Source organism: Streptomyces sp. NPDC018019, assembly GCF_044327805.1.
Lineage (GTDB): Bacteria > Actinomycetota > Actinomycetes > Streptomycetales > Streptomycetaceae > Streptomyces.
Genome location: NZ_JBIRGD010000013.1, coordinates 79354 through 97652 on the forward strand (window position 1 = coordinate 79354; position 18299 = coordinate 97652).

An 18299-nucleotide genomic window follows, 5' to 3' on the forward strand; every position below is an offset into this window, starting at 1 on the left:
CTGTCCGGGAAGCGGTGGGTGGGCCGAGACATGGGGCGGCGATTCTTCATAGCGCTGGGGAGCGGCCGCTACCGGAACTTACCCGAAGCCGATCAACTCCCCCTGGTCACCGCGGACATGGCCGCCATGGCCGCGCTGTTCGAAGGCTTCGGCTACCGGCCCGCGCTCCAGGGACTCGGCGAGTACGACAGCGCGGAACAGATCCGCCAGAAGCTGAGCCACTGGTCCACGGACAGCCGGCTGACCGGCGACGACATCGTCGTCCTCTACTTCGCCGGGCACGGCATGGTGGACAACCGGGACCGCCACTACATGCTCTGCTGGGACTCGCTCGACGACGATCCGACGGCCACGGCGCTGGCCACCGAGGACCTGGTCCGCATCCTGTGCCGGGGTGCGCTCCGGCACCTGCTGATCATCCTGGACACGTGCGCGGGCGGCGCCGGAGCCGCGGAAGCCGCCGGGCTCGCCCTGCAGACGGTCGCGTACCGGCAGAGCGGCGGCGACACCTCGGCAGGGCTGTGGTTCCTGGCGTCCGCCCGCCGCAAGGACGTCGCACAGGACGGCACCTTCGCGGCCGCCTTCTCCGCCGCCGTGGACACCGCCACCCAACGCACCGGACAACGGCAGCAGTACCTGGATCTCACCGAACTGCTCAAGGCGATCAACGAGCGCTTCGAGGCGGACGGGCACGGCCAGCGGGCGGAACTGGCCAGCGGCCTGGTCACCGGCCTGGCACCGTTCCTGCCGAACTCCCGCTTCCGGGAGGACCTCCCCCCGGTCGGCACGGACCTGGAGCTGCAACGCCGGGTGGCGAGCCAGGACTTGGCGGAGCACTTCGGGCCCCGCTCCCGCGGGGTCGAGTTCGAGTCCGAGCAGGGTCTCTACTTCAGTGGCCGGGCGCGGGTACTGGCGGAACTCGTCGAGTGGCTCACCGCGACCGCGGAGAACTGCCGCGGCACGGTCGTCACGGGAAGCCCCGGATGCGGCAAGTCCGCGGTGCTGGGCCGGGTGGTCGCACTGTCGGACGGCCTCTACCGGACCCGGCTGGACCTGTCGGGCGCCGATCCGGCGACCGTCGTTCCGCAAGGCTGCGTGTCCGCCGCGGTGCACGCCCGCCACAAGCGTCTTGAGGAAGTGGTCGAGCGGATCGCCCAGGCGCTGGACGCGGACGCCGACGGCGCGGCCGCCCTCCTGCAGGAACTGACCCGGCGCGGCAGACAGGGGCCCCCGCTCGTCATCGTGGTCGACGCCGTGGACGAGGCGGGTTCGGACACGGCGGCCGACGCGGGCGGCCACGGCGAACCCCGCCGGATCACCCGGGAACTGCTCCGCCCCATGTCGGAGATCCCGGGTGTGCGACTGCTCGTGGGGACCCGCCACGAACTCGTCACCAGCCTCGGGCCCACCTTCAGGGTGCTCGACCTGGACGACGACGCCTACCGGGCCGACGACAGCGATGTCGCGGGCTATGTGACCCGGGTCCTGCTGGCGGCCGAGGAGCCGGACGTACCGACGCCGTACCGCGGCCGGGACCAACTGGCCCGCACCGTCGCCGCGGGCGTGGCCGAACGAGCCGCGGGCGTCTACCTCTACGCACGGACAACAGCGCGTACCCTGCGCTCCGACAGCAGCGCCGTCGACGTGTCGAAGCCCGGCTGGGCCGATGAACTGCCCAGTGAGATCGGTGAGGCGTTCGACGACTACCTCGCCCGTTTCGGTCCGGACGAGCCCCGGGTCCGGCGCCTGCTGCTGTCCCTGGCCTTCTCCGAGGGCAAAGGGCTGCCACGCGGCCGGATCTGGGCCGCTCTGACCTCCGTCATCTCGGGCGCGGAGTGCACCGAGGAAGACATCTCCTGGCTGCTCGACGTGGCCGAGGCGTACGTCGCCGAAGTGACCGACGACGACAGCCGGTCCGTCTACCGGCTCTACCACAAAGCGCTGGCGGAGCACTTGAGGAGGTCCGCCGGCCGGGCTCCCGAAGAGATCCAGCGGGCCATCGTCGACGCCCTCGTCGGGACCGTCCCCCGCTCGCCCGAAGGTGCCGGACCGGACTGGTTCGCGGCGCCGCCCTACGTACGGCAGCACCTCGCCGTCCACGCGGAGGCGGCGGGGCGACTCACCGAACTGATCAAGGACCCCGGCTTTCTGCTGGCCAGTGAGCCGTTGTCCCTGCTGCGCGCCCTGACGTCGGTGTCGGTGGAAGGAGACGTGCCCCGCAGCATCCGCAGTTCCTACGAGCAGATCGCCCACCGGATGGTCCCCGACCGGCCGTTGCGCGACCGTGCCGCGGACCTGCAACTCTCGGCACGCCGGTGCGGGGCCGGCGAACTGGCCGACCGTATCGACCACATCGGGGTCCCGCTGCCGTGGTCGGCCCGCTGGGCGTGGTGGTCCGCCAGCGGGGCCCACCGCCTCCTCAAAGGCCACGCGAGTGCGGTGAACTGTGTGGCCGTGGGCGACCTGGACGGGCGGCCCATCGCCGTGACCGGCGGACACGACAAGACGGCACGGGTGTGGGACCTCGCGACGCAGCAGCAGGTCGGTGAGCCGCTGGCAGCCGGCATCGGGGTCAGCGCGGTCGCGGTCGGCGACATCGGTGACTACACCGTCGCGCTGACCGGCGGAGTGGACGGCACCGTCGAAGTCTGGGACCTGTCCGCGGGCCAGCAGTACGGAACGGGGATGAGGGGGCACACCAACCGCATCGAGGACATCGCGATCGGTGAGGTCGGCGGGCGCCCGGTCGTCCTGACGGCGAGCGGGGACGGCACCGCCCGCCTGTGGGACCTCACGACCCGGCAGCAGATCGGACGGAATCTCACGGCCCACAAGCGCACGGTGCACGCCGCCGCGCTCGGCGAGGTCGCCGGGCGCCCGGTCGCCGTCACCGGCGGCGCGGACAAACGGGCCTACGTGTGGGACCTGACCGACCTGCTGCACGGCACCGGACAGCGCATCGAGGGGGAACCGCTCACCGGGCACACCGGTGATGTCACCGCGGTGGCGGTCGGACGCCGGGACGGCCGGGCGGTCGCCCTGACCGGTGACGACAGTGGGCTGCTCAGACTGTGGGACGTGGCGGAGCGCCGGCAGATCGGCGAACCGGTGACCGCGCATGTTCACTACCTGCGAGGCGGGGTCACGGCTGTCGCCATCGGTACCCTCAACGACCGCGTGGTGGCTCTGACCAGCGGCAAAGACGACGCCAAACTGTGGGACCTGGCCACGCTCCGGCAGCTTCTGCACCCCTTGCGGGGGCACGTGGGAGCGGTCAGGGGCAGCGCTCTCGCCGATCGGCCCGACGGCCCCATGGCCGTCACCGTCGGCTTCGACCGTACGGCCCGGATCTGGGACCTGACGGCGGACCAGCCGCCGTCCGACCATGTGCAGTCCGTTCAAGCGCTTTCTTCCGCCGAGTTCCGCGGACGGTCCCTGGTCCTCACCGGAAGCGAGGACGGCACGGCCCGCGTGTGGGACCTGCGCACCCGGGCGCAGGTGGGCAGACCTCTCGAAGGGCACTCGGGTGTGGTCACCTCGGTCGCGCTCGGCGTCCTGGAGGGACGGCTGCTCGCCGTGACCGGGGGTGCCGACAGCACCGTACGACTGTGGGACGCGTCGCACGGACGGCCACTGGGGTCGCCGCTCGAAGGGCACACCAACACGGTCCGCTGCCTGGCCCTGGCGGTCGTGGGCGGCCGTACCTCCGTGGTCAGCGGCAGCGAGGACGGCACCGTCCGCATCTGGGACGCCGTCACCCACGAGGCGCCGCACCGGCCGCTGAGCGGTCACATCGGGTCCGTCGCCCATCTCGCCGTACGGCAGTCCGGGACAGGGATCGAGGTGGCCGTCGCCACCTCGCTCGACCACGCCTACGTCTGGGACGTCGGAACGGACGGACGTCAGACGACGGCGAAGCTGCGGTGCCACCTCAGTCTGAAGGAGGGGGAGCTGTCCGCTCTCGCGATCGGCGTGGGGTTCATGGGCACTCGGCCGGTGGTGCTCTCCACGCAGAAGAGCAACTGCGTGCACCTGCATGACGTCCTCACGGGTGCGCTGATCGGCAAGCCCTTGGCGGGCCATGTCGGCAGCGTGTGGTCCGCGGTCCTCGGACACGTCGGCGGGAGCGACGTCGTCACCACCATGGGCGCCGACAACACCGTGCGGGTGTGGGACCCGGCAACCGGCCGGGAGCGGGGGGAACCGCTCATCGGCCAGGTGGTGCGCATCGGTGACACACAGCTGCCCGGCGCGGTGTTCGGGCGAGTGGACGGGCGGACGGTGGCCATCACCGCGTTCTGGCGTGAGGTCCGGGTGTGGGACCTCACCTCGATGCAGCCGGTGGACGAACCGCTGTGTGGCGAGGAGCGGAACCTTCGGGCGGTGTCGATCTCGACGAGCGCGCGGGGACGCACCGTCGTCACCGGTGCCGGCAACGGGACGGTGCGCACCCACGATCTCACCGACGGTCGTGCCACGGCCCCCCACCTCCCGGCCGCCAAGACGCTCCTGGCCATGACCACCGCCGACGTGCAGGGTGAATGCATCATGCTGAAGTGCGACACCACAGCGATGGAGGCGTGGAACCTGACCCTGCGCAAGCGCTTGTGGGAACAGCCGGGACGGTGGCAGCTCACCCGCGTACACACGCTCGCCGACCGTGCGCTGGTGGTCGCCGCCTCCGAGGACCGCTCCATACACGTCTGGGACCTGTTCTCCCGAGCGCCGGCGTGCGAGCCGTTGACTGGCCACAGCGCGTACATCCTGGGGATTCGGACAGCGACGATCCGTGGGCGCGAGCTGGTCGTCAGCGCCTCGCTCGACGGTACGGTCCGGATGTGGGACCTCGCGCAGGGCGCCCCTTCCGGCCCGCCGCTGCCCGAGCACCCGGCGGGCGCGTATGCGGTGGACATCGGCCGGCTGGAGGGACGCGATGTGCTGCTCACCGGGTCCGGTGACGGACGGGCACGCATATGGGACCTGGTGAGCGGACAGCCCGTCCCGCTGCCTCTCGAAGCGTCTCCGGCCCCGGTCGCCGCCGTGCGCCTGATCACCCTGCACGACCGTGCCACCGCCGTCATCGCGGACAGCCAGGGACTGGTCCGGGCGTGGGCCCTGGACACCTTCACGTGCTTCGCCGAGGCCGACGTGGGCGGCGGGATCACCGACATGGTGGTCACCGACGACGGGCAGCTGTGCCTCGCCACGGCCATGGGGCTGGTCACCCTGGCCCTCCACACCTCCTCCCGGGAACGCGGGGGCCCGTCGTGACACGCATCGTGCTGGTGCACGGCATCGGCCGGCAACTGGCGGGACCGCATTCGCTCCTCGACGACTGGTACCCGTCCCTCGCCGACGGTCTCGCGCTCAACGGCTGCCAGGTGCAGCGCTCCGAGGTCGCCGCGGCGTTCTACGGTGACCTGTTCCGGCCCGCCGGACACCGGAGCATCGGTCTGCCCGACCTGGATGCCACCGACGTCACCGATCCCCTGGAACGTGACGTGCTGTTGTCGTGGTGGCACCAGGCAGCGCAGCAGGAGGCGCTCGTCCCGGGCCCCGAAGACCGCGGTCGGCTGCGGACTCCACAGCTGGTACAGCGCGCGCTCGACGCCCTCAGCCACTCCTCGTTCTTCGCGGGGCTGGGCGAACACCTCCTGATCTTCAGCGCCCGGCAAGTCCGCCGTTACTTCACGGAACCGGCCGTGCGCGAGAACGTTCAAAAACGTGTGAGCGCTACGGTGTCGGACGGCACGCAGGTGATCGTCGCCCATTCACTCGGCTCCGTCGTCGCGTACGAGGTGCTGTGCGCGCACCCGGAATGGCGGGACATCACGCTGGTGACCCTGGGATCCCCGCTCGCCGTCCGGAACCTGGTGTTCGACCGGCTCCGCCCCGCACCCGCCGATGGGCGCGCCCAGTGGCCGCCCTCCGTACGCCGATGGGTGAACGTCGCCGACCGCGGTGACGTCGTCGCCCTGGTCAAGACTCTCGCCCCGGCCTTCGGCGACGCCCTCACGGACCGCCTCGTCCACAACGGCGCAAAGGCACACGACGCCCGGCCATACCTGACGGCCCACGAAACCGGAGAAGCCATCGCGGCTGCGCTGGGCGAAAATGGACGTGCGCCCTGAAGACCGTGCGAAAACCCATGGGGCCAGGGGCCTCGGGGGCGTGTTGTGCGGGCCATTGCCTCCCGACGATTCCGGCAACGCATCGCCGCGGCCCGGCCCCGCCGGCCGCTCCGGACAGCTCACCGGTACGTCTTCGGTGGACTCGCCTTCCACGCCCGGTCAAGAGAATCGTCCCAAGTGCCATCCCGGTCGAAACTGGCGGCCCGGCAGCCACGGGACATGGGCGCCGCAGCAATATGGCGCCAGGGACCATCCCCGATTCGGGCTATGGCGTGGCCGCAGTGCCGACAATCCGTGTGCGTCATCAACTCAGCAGCCAGCCGCTCGAATTGCGCGGTGCGGTCCGCCACCTCCTCTCTGATGCCCCGCAGTACCTCCTCGGCACTGGAAATCCCCGACGAACCGATGACGTCGCGCACGAGTGCCACCGCTTCGATCGCGATGTCGGCCCGCCGCGCGGCATCGACCAGGCTCCGCGCAGCACCGCTGTCCGGCGACTTGCGCACCGTCCGTTCGGCCAGTTCAACCGCCGGACGGCCTGACACCGCCCGGTCATCGTCGGCCTCGTGTCCCGCGGCCCCGTCTCTCAGGCGTCTGCGAGCCACTTCGAAGGCCCATGCCTCGGTAGACGCCTTCTTGGCGACGTTGAAGTGCGTGCTGGTCGCCGCGTCCATCACCATGTGGAACTCTTCCATGAGCGTTCCCCAATGGTCGCCGCCGGCGAAATCCTCCGGACACCAGCCGTAGTGGCGCACAAGTTCGTCACGGACGCGGCCGAAATGGTGGAGGCTCTTCCGCACCGGTCCGGATGTCTCGATGTGGATGCCGATGCGTTCCGCCTTCGCCGGCGTCTCCGGTTCCCCACCCTCCCACTTCATATGGCCGTCACGTTCACAGGCGTAGTCGACCCAGGACCAGAACGCCTCGGCGTCCGCGACATCGGGCGCCTCACGGTGATGACGCGGGCAGAGGAGAGCGAAGTTACGCACGTCGTTGGAACCACCGAGCGACTCCGGGACCACGTGGGCTCTTTCCACTGGCGCCTGCCAGCAGATCAGGCAGATCGGCTCGTCGAGACCGAGGTAGTCGGCGATGGCCCGGACGGGGGGCCTGGACCGGCGCCGGTCGGGGTGACTGTCCCGGTTGCGTACGCGCAACTCATGGTGGTCGTAGGTGTGTACACGGTCGGGGTCTCGTATGTTCAGGACCTCAGGGATGTCCTCACGCTGCGGCCCGGGGTTCCTCGCCCGGTAGAGCGGAGTGCTGATCTCCGTGAGATACGGGCTGAGGACTCCGAGCAGGAACTCGCGGATGATCTCCAGAGCATCGGCGTCGTAACCACCGGCGACATTACGGTGCCCCTGGACGTCCAGGTAGAGGTAGCGCGGGGCGCCGGGGCTCATCGCCGCGGCCTTCTTGAGGATCGAGAATAGGCGGGTGGCGCACTTGGTGAAGTCCTCTTCGACCCGCATGTCGTGATACAGCGCGATGCCCTTCGGCTTCGCATCGGCTTCCGGCCCCTCGGAAGGGGCGGCGTTCTGTGTGGTCTGAGGACGGCCTGACTGCCGCGGCGCCATCGACTTCCGTGAGCTGTCGTTCATGTACGCAGAGTAGGCGCCGCCACTGACAGTCGACGCTCGCGACGTCTGGCCCGGGCTGAGCGGTGGACGCCGGCGTACCGCTGCCCAGAAGCCCAGAAATGCAGAAGACCCCAGATCAACTGGGGTCTTCGCTGGTGTCCGAGGGGGGACTTGAACCCCCACGCCCGATAAAGGGCACTAGCACCTCAAGCTAGCGCGTCTGCCATTCCGCCACCCGGACTAGGTGTGGTCTTCGCGGGGCGTTCCCCGCGGCGACATGGACAACAATACCAAGGTTTCGGAGTGGGTTTCACCTGCGTATGCGGGGTGGGCATAAGGGTGGGTTATGTCCCCGGCCCGGGCGGGGAGTGTGGTGGTCGCGGGGCCGGGGACCGGGCGGGTGGGGGTGGTCAGGACGGCATGAGGTGGTAGTCGGGGAAGTTGCCGGGGAGGCGTTCGGGGGCCGGGGGGTCGGTGACGGCGTGGACGAGGAGGGGGCCGCCGACGAAGGCGCCGCGCCAGGAGGCGCCGAAGCCGCCGAAGAGTTCCTCGCGGTCGCCGCGGGAGCGGGGGCGGCCGTGGCCGGTCTTGAAGGCGCGGATCTGGGGGGCCAGACGGGCATAGGTGGCCGGGTCGTCGGTGGAGAGGGTGGCGACCAGGGCGCCGTTGCTGGCGTTCATGGCGGCGAGGAGTTCGGCCTCGGTGTCGACCAGCACGATCGTGTCGACCGGGCCGAAGGGCTCGGCGTGGTGGAGGGGCGAGGACGGGGGCGGGGCCAGGAGGGTGGTCGGCGGGAGGTAGGCGGAGGTGTCCTGGGAGGGCAGGAACCGGCCGTCGGCGAGCGAGCCCCGGTGGAGGGGGACGGCGCCGCGCGAGATGGCCTCGGTGGTGAGGTCGGCGAGTTCCTTGGCCTTGGCGGCGTTGATCAGCGGACCGTAGTCGAGCGCGGGGAGCGGGTCGGCGGGGTCGGCGACGGCCAGGGGGTGGCCGAAGCGGACGGCGCGGACGGCCGGGAGGTAGGCCGCCAGGAAGTCGGCGAAGGCGGCGCGCTGGACGACGAAGCGCGGATAGGCGGTGCACCGCTGCTTGGCGTAGTCGAAGGTCTTGCGCAGGAGCGGGGTCAGCTCGTCCCAGCCGGAGAAGTTCCAGATGCCCCAGGTGTTCAGGCCCTCCTGTTCGAGGATGTGGCGCTTGCCGAGGTCGGCCACGGCGGTGGCGACGCGGGCGCCGGTGTCCCGGCCGCCGACGAAGGACACACAGCCGATCTCGGGGGCGCGGACCAGGGCGGGGGACAGTTCGCCGCCCGTGCCGCTGACCAGCGTCGCCGGTACGCCCGCGCGGTGGGCCAGCGCGCAGGCCAGGGTCAGGCAGGCCAGACCGCCGTCGGTGGGGGTCTTGGCGATCACCGCGTTGCCGGCCAGCGCCTGTACGAGCATCGCGTGGACCAGGACCGACATCGGGTAGTTCCAGCTGGCGATGTTGCTGACCGGGCCGGGGAGCGGCGTACGCGGCCCGGCATCGGAGACGAGCATGCGGTCGATCTCGGCCACGTACCAGCGCACGCCGTCGACGGCACGGTCGACGTCGGCCCGGGCCAGGGCCCAGGGCTTGCCGATCTCCCAGACCAGGAGCAGCGCGAGCAGGTCGCGGTGCTCGTCGAGGGCGTCGAGGGCGGCGGTGACGCGGGCCTTGCGTTCGGGCAGTGGTACATGGCGCCAGGCGCGGTGCTGGTCCAGTGCCGCGCGGACGGCTCGCAGGGCGGCGTCCGCGTCCAGGCGGGGCGGACCGGCAATGGGGGTGTTGTCGACGGGGGTGGTCGCGGGCAGCGGGTCGCCGTCCGCGTGCCAGGCGCCGGCCCAGAGGTTCAGTACGCGTTCGTCGCGGAACGCCTCGGGGGCGGCGGCCAGGCTGCGGCTCCAGGCGTCCTGCCAGGACATACCCGGTTTGAGGATGAGGGTGGGGGCGGGCGCCGGTTCGGTAGTGGTGGTGGTGTCCGCTGTGGTGCCGTGAGGGTCGGGTGCCATCGATCGTCTCCGCTCTCGGTGCACGGCCGGAGGGGCAGGGTGGTGGCGCGCGGCGGCCCGCACGGTGCGGGTACGCCGCGTTACTGGACGGTAGCGGTCCGGACGGGCGGCGCGGGACGGTCGTGCGCCAGGTATGGCGAGCGTCACTGCGGGCCGGCACGGACCGGGCGGGGAGCAGACCGGGCCGGGGCAGACCGGGCCGGGGCTAGGCCGAGCCGGGGGCAGACCGGGCCGGGGCCGGACCTCGGGCGGGCCCCCAACCGCCCCGTGGCTTGAACGATGCGGTCCGCTCTGGACAGACGCGGCCCGATGCGGGATAACGCTCCATACAGTATTCGTCGACTGTATGCGATCTATCCCGTCTGCGCTCCACTCGATCCGCCGCCGCGGAGCGGGCCGCGCCACGAACGGACGCGGCACTTCCCCGGCAGCCATCAGCAGCACGCCCGAGCCCGCCCGCACCGGGGGCCACGCATCAAGGCCCCAGCGGGACATCCCATGAAGGGACGCGATGCCCCATGCCCGACGAAGCCCAGGACCTCGACCCGGACCGGACCGCCCACGACCTCGTCTCCGGCGGCCACCTCGTCGCCAAAGCGCTCAAGGCGGAGGGCGTGGACGTCGTCTACACCCTCTGTGGCGGCCACATCATCGACATCTACGACGGCTGCGTCGACGAGGGCATCGACATCGTGGACGTACGGCACGAGCAGGTCGCCGCGCACGCCGCGGACGCCCACGCCCGGATCACCGGCAAACCCGGGTGCGCCGTGGTCACCGCGGGGCCCGGGACGACGGACGCCGTGACCGGCGTGGCCAACGCCTTCCGTGCCGAGTCGCCGATGCTCCTGATCGGCGGCCAGGGGGCCCTGAGCCAGCACAAGATGGGCTCCCTCCAGGACCTGCCGCACGTCGAGATGATGACGCCGATCACGAAGTTCGCGGCCACCGTCCCGGACACGGCGCGCGCCGCCGACATGGTGTCGATGGCGTTCCGCGAGTGCTACCACGGCGCTCCCGGACCCTCGTTCCTTGAGATCCCCAGGGACGTGCTGGACGCGAAGGTGCCGCTCCACTCGGCGCGGTTACCCCGGGCGGGCCACTACCGCGCGTCGACGCGCTCGGCGGGCGACCCGGACGCCGTCGAGCAGCTGGCCGAGCTGCTCGTCCGGTCCGAGAAGCCGGCGATCCTGCTCGGCAGCCAGGTGTGGACGACGCGCGGCACGGACGCGGCGGCCGGTCTCGTACGGGCCCTGAACCTGCCCGCGTACATGAACGGCGCGGGCCGCGGCACGCTGCCGCCCGGCGATCCGCACCACTTCCAGCTCTCCCGCCGCCACGCGTTCGCCCACGCCGACCTGATCGTGGTCGTCGGTGCGCCGTTCGACTTCCGGATGGGGTACGGGAAACGGCTGTCGCCCACCGCGGCCGTCGTGCAGATCGACCTGGACTACCGCACCGTCGGCAAGAACCGGGACATCGACCTGGGCATCGTCGGCGACGCCGGACTGGTGCTGGCGGCCGCCGCGCAGGCCGCGTCCGGGCGGCTGGACGCCGGCGCGGGCCGGCGCAAGGAGTGGATCGAGGAGCTGCGGGCCGTCGAGGAGGCCGCGGTGGCGAAACGGCTGCCGCTGCTGCGCTCGGACGCCGCGCCCGTCCACCCGTACCGCCTGGTCAGCGAGATCAACGACTTCCTGACCGAGGACTCCCTCTACATCGGGGACGGCGGCGACATCGTCACCTTCTCCGGCCAGGTGGTGCAGCCGAAGGCGCCCGGCCACTGGATGGACCCGGGGCCGCTGGGCACGCTCGGCGTCGGTGTGCCGTTCGTGATGGCCGCGAAGCGGGCCCGGCCCGACAAGGAGGTCGTGGCGCTCTTCGGTGACGGCGCGTTCTCGCTGACCGGCTGGGACTTCGAGACGCTGGTCCGCTTCGACCTGCCGTTCGTGGGGATCGTCGGCAACAACTCCTCGATGAACCAGATCCGTTACGGCCAGCGGGCCAAGTACGGCGACGCGCGGCAGCGGGTCGGCAACACGCTGGGCGACGTGCCGTACGACGCCTTCGCGCGGCTGCTCGGCGGCCACGGCGAGGAGGTCCGCGACCCGGCGCAGATCCGCCCGGCGCTGGAGCGCGCCCGGCGGTCCGGCAAACCGTCGCTGATCAACGTCTGGACCGATCCGGACGCGTACGCCCCCGGGACCGTCAACCAGACCATGTACAAGTGAGGAGCCGCTGATGCGTACCGCTCAAAAGAACGGGCCGGGCGCCAAGGCGCTCAGCGGCGTCCGGGTGCTGGACATGACACATGTGCAGTCGGGGCCGTCCGCCACCCAGCTGCTCGCCTGGCTCGGCGCGGACGTCGTCAAGCTGGAGGCGGTCACCGGCGACGTCACCCGCGGCCAGCTGCGCGACATCCCGGACGTGGACTCCCTCTACTTCACGATGCTCAACTGCAACAAGCGCAGCATCACCCTGAACACCAAGACCGACCGCGGCAAGCAGCTGCTGACCGAGCTGATCCGCCGCTCGGACGTGCTGGTGGAGAACTTCGGGCCGGGTGCCGTGGACCGGATGGGCTTTCCCTGGGAGCGCGTCCGGGAGATCAACCCGCGCATCGTGTACGCGTCGATCAAGGGTTTCGGCGAGGGCCCGTACACCCGGTTCAAGGCGTACGAGGTCGTCGCGCAGGCGATGGGCGGGGCGATGTCCACCACCGGGTTCGCGGACGGGCCGCCACTGGCGACCGGCGCGCAGATCGGCGACTCGGGGACCGGCGTGCACTGCGTCGCCGGCATCCTCGCCGCGCTCTACCAGCGCGAACACACCGGCCGCGGGCAGCGCGTCCAGGTCGCGATGCAGCACGCCGTACTGAACCTCTGCCGGGTCAAGCTCCGCGACCAGCAGCGCCTGGAGCGCGGTCCGCTGCCGGAGTACCCGAACGACGACTTCGGGGACACGGTGCCGCGCAGCGGGAACGCGAGCGGCGGCGGGCAGCCGGGCTGGGCGGTGCGGTGCGCGCCCGGCGGGCCCAACGACTACGTGTACGTCATCGTGCAGCCGGCCGGCTGGCAGCCGCTCACGGAGCTGATCGGGCGGCCGGAGCTGGCCGCGGACCCCGAGTGGGCGACACCGGCCGCGCGGCTGCCGAAGCTGGCGAAGATGTTCCAGCTCATCGAGGAGTGGAGCAGCACGCTGCCCAAGTGGACGGTGCTGGAGCGGCTGACCGCGCACGGCATCCCGTGCGGTCCGGTGCTGTCCACCAAGGAGCTCGCCGAGGACGCGTCGCTGGCCGCCGACGGCATGATCGTGCGGGTCCGGCATCCGCGGCGCGGCACGTTCACCACCGTCGGATCGCCGCTGAAGCTGTCCGACTCCCCCGTCGAGATCGACCGCTCACCGCTGCTCGGCGAGCACAACGACGAGGTGTACGGGGACGAACTGGGGCTCGACGACGAGGAATTACGGCTGCTCAGGGCGGACGGAGTCATCTGATGACGGACCGGAACAGGGACCCGGCGGCCGTGCTGCGGGCCGCGCGGGCGGCCGGGCGGACCACGCTGACGGCCCCCGAGGGCAGGGTGCTCGCGGACGCGTACGGCATTCCCACCCCGGCCGAGGGGCTGGCGGGCTCGGCGGCCGAGGCGGTGGCGCTCGCCGCCCGGATCGGCGGCCCGGTCGCGCTGAAGATCGTCTCGCCGGACATCCCGCACAAGACGGACGCGGGCGGTGTGCGGGTGGGGCTGTCCTCGGCCGCCGAAGTGCGGGACGCGTACGCGGAGGTCGTACGGAACGCCGTCGCATACGCCCCGGAGGCCCGCGTCGAGGGCGTACAGGTGCAGCAGATGGTGCCGGAGGGGCTGGAGGTGCTGGTCGGCGCGGTCACCGACCCGACGTTCGGGAAGGTCGTCGCGTTCGGGCTCGGCGGGGTGCTGGTGGAGGTCCTCAAGGACGTCACCTTCCGCCTCGCGCCGGCCTCGGCGGCGGACGCCGAATCCATGCTGGACGGCGTCCGGGCGGCCGAGGTACTGCGCGGCGTCCGCGGCGGACCGGCCGTGGACCGGGCGGCGCTCGCCGACCTGATCGTCCGGGTGTCCCGGCTGGCCGCCGACTTCCCCGAGATCGCCGAGGTGGACCTGAACCCGGTGTTCGCCTCACCGGACGGGGTGCTGGCCGCCGACGTACGCATCGTGCTCGGCGACGGGCCTCCCCCGGAGCGCCGCCGGTACACCAGGGAGGAGATCCTCGCCTCGATGGAGCGGCTGATGCGACCGCGCTCGGTGGTCGTCGTCGGCGCTTCCGGCGAACCGGGGAAGATCGGCCATGCGGTGCTGCGCAACCTGCTCGACGGCGGCTTCGGCGGCGCGGTCCACCCCGTGAACCCGAAGGGCGGTGTCATCCTCGGCCGGACGGCGTACCGGTCCGTGGCGGATGTGCCGGACGGCGCCGATGTGGCGGTCTTCGCCATTCCGGCCCAGCTGGTGCCCGCGGCCCTGGAGGAGGCGGGACGCAAGGGCATCCCCAACGCCGTACTGATCCCCTCCGGCTTCGCCGAGACCGGCGAACACGCCCTCCAGGAACGGCTGGTGACCATCGCCGAGAAGTACGGGACCCGGCTGCTCGGCCCGAACATCTACGGCTACTACTCCCCCTGGCAGCGGCTGTGCGCCACGTTCTGCACCCCGTACGACGTCACCGGACCGGTCGCGCTGACCTCCCAGTCCGGCGGCATCGGCATGGCCGTCCTGGGCTTCGCGCGCGCCACCCGCACCGGCGTCTCGGCGATCGTCGGGCTCGGCAACAAGGCCGACGTGGACGAGGACGACCTGCTCACGTACTTCGGCGCCGACCCGCACACCAGGGTCATCGCGATGCACCTGGAGGACCTGAAGGACGGCCGGGCGTTCGTGGCCGCCGCGCGGGAGACCGTGCCCGAGAAGCCCGTCGTGGTGCTGAAGGCCGGGCGGACCGGCGCGGGCGCGAAGGCGGCCGGGTCGCACACGGGCGCGCTGGCCGGTGACGACGCGGTCTACGACGACATCCTGCGGCAGGCGGGCATCATCCGGGCGCCGGGCCTCCACGAGATGCTCGAATACGCCCGCGCCCTGCCGGTGCTGCCGACGCCGCGCGGCGAGAACGTCCTCATCATCACCGGGGCGGGCGGCTCCGGCGTCCTCCTCTCGGACGCGACCGTCGACCACGGGCTGCACCTGATGGCCGTCCCCGACGACCTGGACGCCGCCTTCCGGCGCTTCATCCCGCCCTTCGGGGCCGCCGGCAACCCCGTGGACATCACCGGCGGCGAACCGCCCGCCACGTACGAGGCCACCATCCGCCTCGGTATGCGGGACCCGCGCGTCCACGCGCTGGTCCTCGGTTACTGGCACACCGTCGTCACCCCGCCCATGGTCTTCGCCGAGCTGGTGGCGCGGGTGGTGGCCGAGTTCCGGGCGGCGGGCGTCGAGAAACCGGTGGTGGCGTCGCTGGCCGGGGACACCGAGGTGGAGGAGGCGAGCGCGTACCTCTTCGAGCGGGGCGTGGTGGCGTACCCGTACACGACGGAGTGGCCGGTGGCGGCGCTGGGGGCGAAGTACCGGTGGGCGCGGGCCGCGGGCCTGCTGTGACCGGCGACCCCGCACGTCCGGAGGCCCGGCACCGCCGCGGCACCGCAACAGCTCGGTCCAGCTCCTCCATCCCTTCCCCCTCAACCGGGGGTCCCCCTCAGCCGGGAGGCGATACGAGGTGACGACTCACGACGTCCGGCGCACGGGCGGCTCCGCGGTCACCGACGTCCGCGACGCACACGGACGGATCTACCGCATCGGCGAGACGGACCGGCAGCTGCTCGGCCGTCCGCGGTGGACCATGGTGCTGCTGCCCTGGATCGCGATGCTCGGCATCAGCATCTTCGAGTACGCCTTCGGAGCCGCCGAATCCACCCTCGCCACGGCCCACCACTGGACGCACACCGGCACGTTCTGGCTGCTCAGCGTCTGGGTCTTCTTCCAGGCGGCGGTGGCCTTCCCCGCGGGCAGGCTGCGCGAGAAGGGACTGCTCAGCAGCCGCGCCGCGATGCTCTGCGGGTCCGTACTGTCGCTGGTGGGGTTCCTGAGCCTGAGCCACTCCCCCGGCATCTGGTGGGCGATCGCCGGGTTCGGCGTGCTGGGCGGCACCGGCGCCGGCCTGGTCTACGCGACCTGCATCAACATGGTCGGCAAGTGGTATCCGGAACGGCGCGGCGGCAAGACCGGCTTCGTCAACGGCGGGTTCGCGTACGGCGCCGTGCCCTTCATCTTCCTGTTCTCCTACGGTTTCGACACCGGCGACTACCAGGCCGTCCTCGACCTGGTCGGCCTGTACGTCCTGCTGCTGACCGGAGTGGCGGGCCTCTTCTTCAAGGACCCGCCGAAGAACTGGTGGCCCGCGCACGTCGATCCGCTGTCCGCGCCGCGCGACGCCCGTACGCTCATCGCGCTGCGCAGGAACCCGCCCGCGGCGGCCCAGTTCACTCCGCGCGAGGCCGTCCGTACGGGCATGCTGCCGCTGATGTGGGTCTGCCTGCTGTGCACCGCCGGTGTCTCGATCTTCGGGATCTCCTTCCAGGTGCCGTTCGCCAAGGAGGCCGGCTTCGGACCGCTGGTGGCGGCGTCCTCCATGGGACTCATGTCGGTGGTCAACGGCACCGGCCGGGGCGTGGTCGGCTGGCTCTCCGACCGGCTGGGGCGGCGGCCGACCCTGACGTACGTGTGCCTGGTCCTCGGGCTGGCGCAATTCGGCGTCCTGTGGGCGGGCGAAAGCGCCAACCAGCCCCTGTTCCTCATCTTCGCCTTTCTGTCCGGCTTCGGCGGCGGCGCGTTCTTCCCGCTTTTCGCGGCCCTCGTCCCGGACTACTTCGGCGAGAACAACAACGCGTCGAACTACGGCCTCGTCTACAGCTCGAAGCTCGTCTCCGGCCTCCTGGGCGGCGGCATCGGCGCCTCGGTGGTCGCGGCGTGGGGGTACGAGGGCGCGTACGCGGTGGCGGGGTGCGTGGGGCTGCTGGCGGCGGCCCTGTCACTGCTGCTGCGACGGCCGACGGGGAAAGGAATGGCCGTGGGCGGCCGGGCGAAGGGGATGGCCTGAAGATGCCCGCATCCCCTCCCCTTGTGTTTTCCTGCCCCTCAGCAATTCTCCTGGAATTTCACCGCTTCCAGCGTCACCGGCTGCCCGTCCAGTTTCGTGCCCGCCGCCGGGTCCTGGCGGCACACCTTCCAGTTGGATTCCACGAGCACCATCCGGCCGCGTCCCGACGCATCCTTCACGGTGATGCTGGTACCGATGTCGAAAGCGCGCCGGGCCACCTTCACCGACTTGTCCCGGAGGTCGGGCATGGCCGACCCGGGGGCGACGGAGGTGCCCGACCCGGCTCCGGCATCCTTGTCGGGGCAGGTCTCCGACAGCTTCACCGCCCCGAAATCCACCGTGGTGCGGGTGTCCGCGGCGCCGGGGCCGGGGGTCTGCGTACAGACCTTCCAGTTGCGGTCGAGCGCCTGCATGCGCCCGCGGCCGAGCGCGTCGTGGCTGCGCAGCAGCCGGAAACCGGCCGCCTGCGCGGCGTCCTGCGCGCTCTGCAGGCCCTTGCCCACCAGGTCGGGCAGCGTGGCCGTACGGGCCGGCGCGGGGCCCGGGGTGGTCTCCGTCGCCACGCTCGGCTCCGGCGCGGCCTTCGTGGGCGAGCCGCCGCTGCCGTCGGCGCTCCCCGAGGGCTGGCAGGCGGCGAGCCCGAGACAGAGGACCGCGACGGCGGCGGTGACGGTGGTGCGGTGCATGGCTCCCCCAGTACGGGACAGGGCGTCGGTACGCGCACGGTATCGGCAGGGCAATCATGCCGTGACGGACCGTGACGATGAGGGAGACCGCTGATCGCCCGGGAGGGTTGTACGGGGTGGTACGGGAATTCTTGTTCGCCGGCGCACCGGCCGCCGAAGCCGTGGCCGCTGCCGCCCCGGCCACCGGCGGCCCGGTCAGTGTTCGGCGGCCGGGACGGACACCTCGGGAGCCTCCTCCGGCCCGGGCGTTCCCTGCTGCGCGATGGCCTTGTGGTGCCGCACGACCTCGCCGATGATGAAATTCAGGAATTTCTCGGCGAACGCCGGATCGAGTCTGGCGTCCTCGGCCAGTTTGCGCAGGCGGGCGATCTGGGTGGCCTCGCGGGCCGGGTCGGCGGGCGGGAGGTGGTGGCGGGCCTTGAGTTCGCCGACCTGCTGGGTGCACTTGAACCGCTCGGCGAGCAGGTGCACCAGTGCGGCATCCAGGTTGTCGATGCTGCCGCGCAGGTAGATCAGGCGTTCGCGGGCCTCCTCGTCGGCGACGGAGGTTGCGTCGCCCGCCAGTGGTGCGGTCCCCTCGCTCATGTACGTCTCGCCAATCTGGTCGTACCGGTCGCCCCGGTCGGGCAGTGCTGATCCTGTGCACACTACCCGGCCACGGGCGTACGGCTTAACCGCGCGGCACGCGCAGGCTGCGCAGAGGCAGCGGTCGTCCGGGCGGGAGAAGTACGGCCGGGAGTGCCCACCGCTTTCTCC

At 71.6% G+C, this 18299-nt stretch carries 10 protein-coding genes and 1 tRNA gene; 6 read left to right on the forward strand and 5 right to left on the reverse strand.

The window, feature by feature from the left end; all coding sequences use genetic code 11:
• The first annotated feature begins 30 nt into the window (after window positions 1-30).
• The gene (locus tag ACH4FX_RS21860) at window positions 31-5271 is read left to right on the forward strand and encodes a caspase family protein (RefSeq protein ID WP_398481335.1); all 5241 of its coding nucleotides are present in this window, start codon (window positions 31-33) and stop codon (window positions 5269-5271) included.
• On the forward strand, window positions 5268-6131 hold the full coding sequence (locus ACH4FX_RS21865) for a hypothetical protein (RefSeq protein ID WP_398481337.1): 864 nt from the start codon (window positions 5268-5270) through the stop codon (window positions 6129-6131). Before ACH4FX_RS21860 ends, ACH4FX_RS21865 begins: the two co-directional genes overlap by 4 nt.
• A gap of 119 nt (window positions 6132-6250) precedes the next feature.
• Here the strand turns inward: ACH4FX_RS21865 and ACH4FX_RS21870 are convergent, their stop codons facing one another.
• The 3 genes from ACH4FX_RS21870 to ACH4FX_RS21880 all read right to left on the reverse strand — a co-directional run bounded on the left by ACH4FX_RS21870 (window position 6251) and on the right by ACH4FX_RS21880 (window position 9735).
• Complete coding sequence (locus ACH4FX_RS21870) at window positions 6251-7732, reverse strand: HNH endonuclease (protein ID WP_398481339.1); 1482 nt, start codon at window positions 7730-7732, stop codon at window positions 6251-6253.
• 132 nt (window positions 7733-7864) lie between these two features.
• Window positions 7865-7952 (reverse strand) — tRNA-Leu (locus ACH4FX_RS21875).
• 169 nt (window positions 7953-8121) lie between these two features.
• Window positions 8122-9735 (reverse strand): aldehyde dehydrogenase family protein, encoded by a 1614-nt coding sequence (locus ACH4FX_RS21880; protein WP_398481341.1) that lies wholly within the window; start codon window positions 9733-9735, stop codon window positions 8122-8124.
• 518 nt (window positions 9736-10253) lie between these two features.
• Between ACH4FX_RS21880 and ACH4FX_RS21885 the strand changes: the two genes are divergently transcribed.
• The 4 genes from ACH4FX_RS21885 to ACH4FX_RS21900 all read left to right on the forward strand — a co-directional run bounded on the left by ACH4FX_RS21885 (window position 10254) and on the right by ACH4FX_RS21900 (window position 16857).
• Window positions 10254-11963 (forward strand): thiamine pyrophosphate-binding protein, encoded by a 1710-nt coding sequence (locus ACH4FX_RS21885; RefSeq protein ID WP_398481343.1) that lies wholly within the window; start codon window positions 10254-10256, stop codon window positions 11961-11963.
• 10 nt (window positions 11964-11973) lie between these two features.
• Entirely contained in the window at window positions 11974-13230 is a 1257-nt protein-coding gene (frc, locus tag ACH4FX_RS21890) for a formyl-CoA transferase (RefSeq protein ID WP_398481344.1), read from the forward strand.
• Window positions 13230-15359: an acetate--CoA ligase family protein gene (locus ACH4FX_RS21895; RefSeq protein WP_398481346.1), complete on the forward strand. Its 2130-nt coding sequence runs from the start codon at window positions 13230-13232 to the stop codon at window positions 15357-15359. Before frc ends, ACH4FX_RS21895 begins: the two co-directional genes overlap by 1 nt.
• A gap of 118 nt (window positions 15360-15477) precedes the next feature.
• A complete protein-coding gene (locus tag ACH4FX_RS21900; protein ID WP_398481348.1) occupies window positions 15478-16857 on the forward strand; it encodes an OFA family MFS transporter in 1380 nt (459 codons plus the stop codon).
• Between the two features lie 38 nt (window positions 16858-16895).
• Here the strand turns inward: ACH4FX_RS21900 and ACH4FX_RS21905 are convergent, their stop codons facing one another.
• Window positions 16896-17543 (reverse strand): hypothetical protein, encoded by a 648-nt coding sequence (locus ACH4FX_RS21905; protein ID WP_398481350.1) that lies wholly within the window; start codon window positions 17541-17543, stop codon window positions 16896-16898.
• Between the two features lie 195 nt (window positions 17544-17738).
• Window positions 17739-18128: a chorismate mutase gene (locus tag ACH4FX_RS21910; protein WP_398481352.1), complete on the reverse strand. Its 390-nt coding sequence runs from the start codon at window positions 18126-18128 to the stop codon at window positions 17739-17741.
• Window positions 18129-18299: the final 171 nt, after the last annotated feature.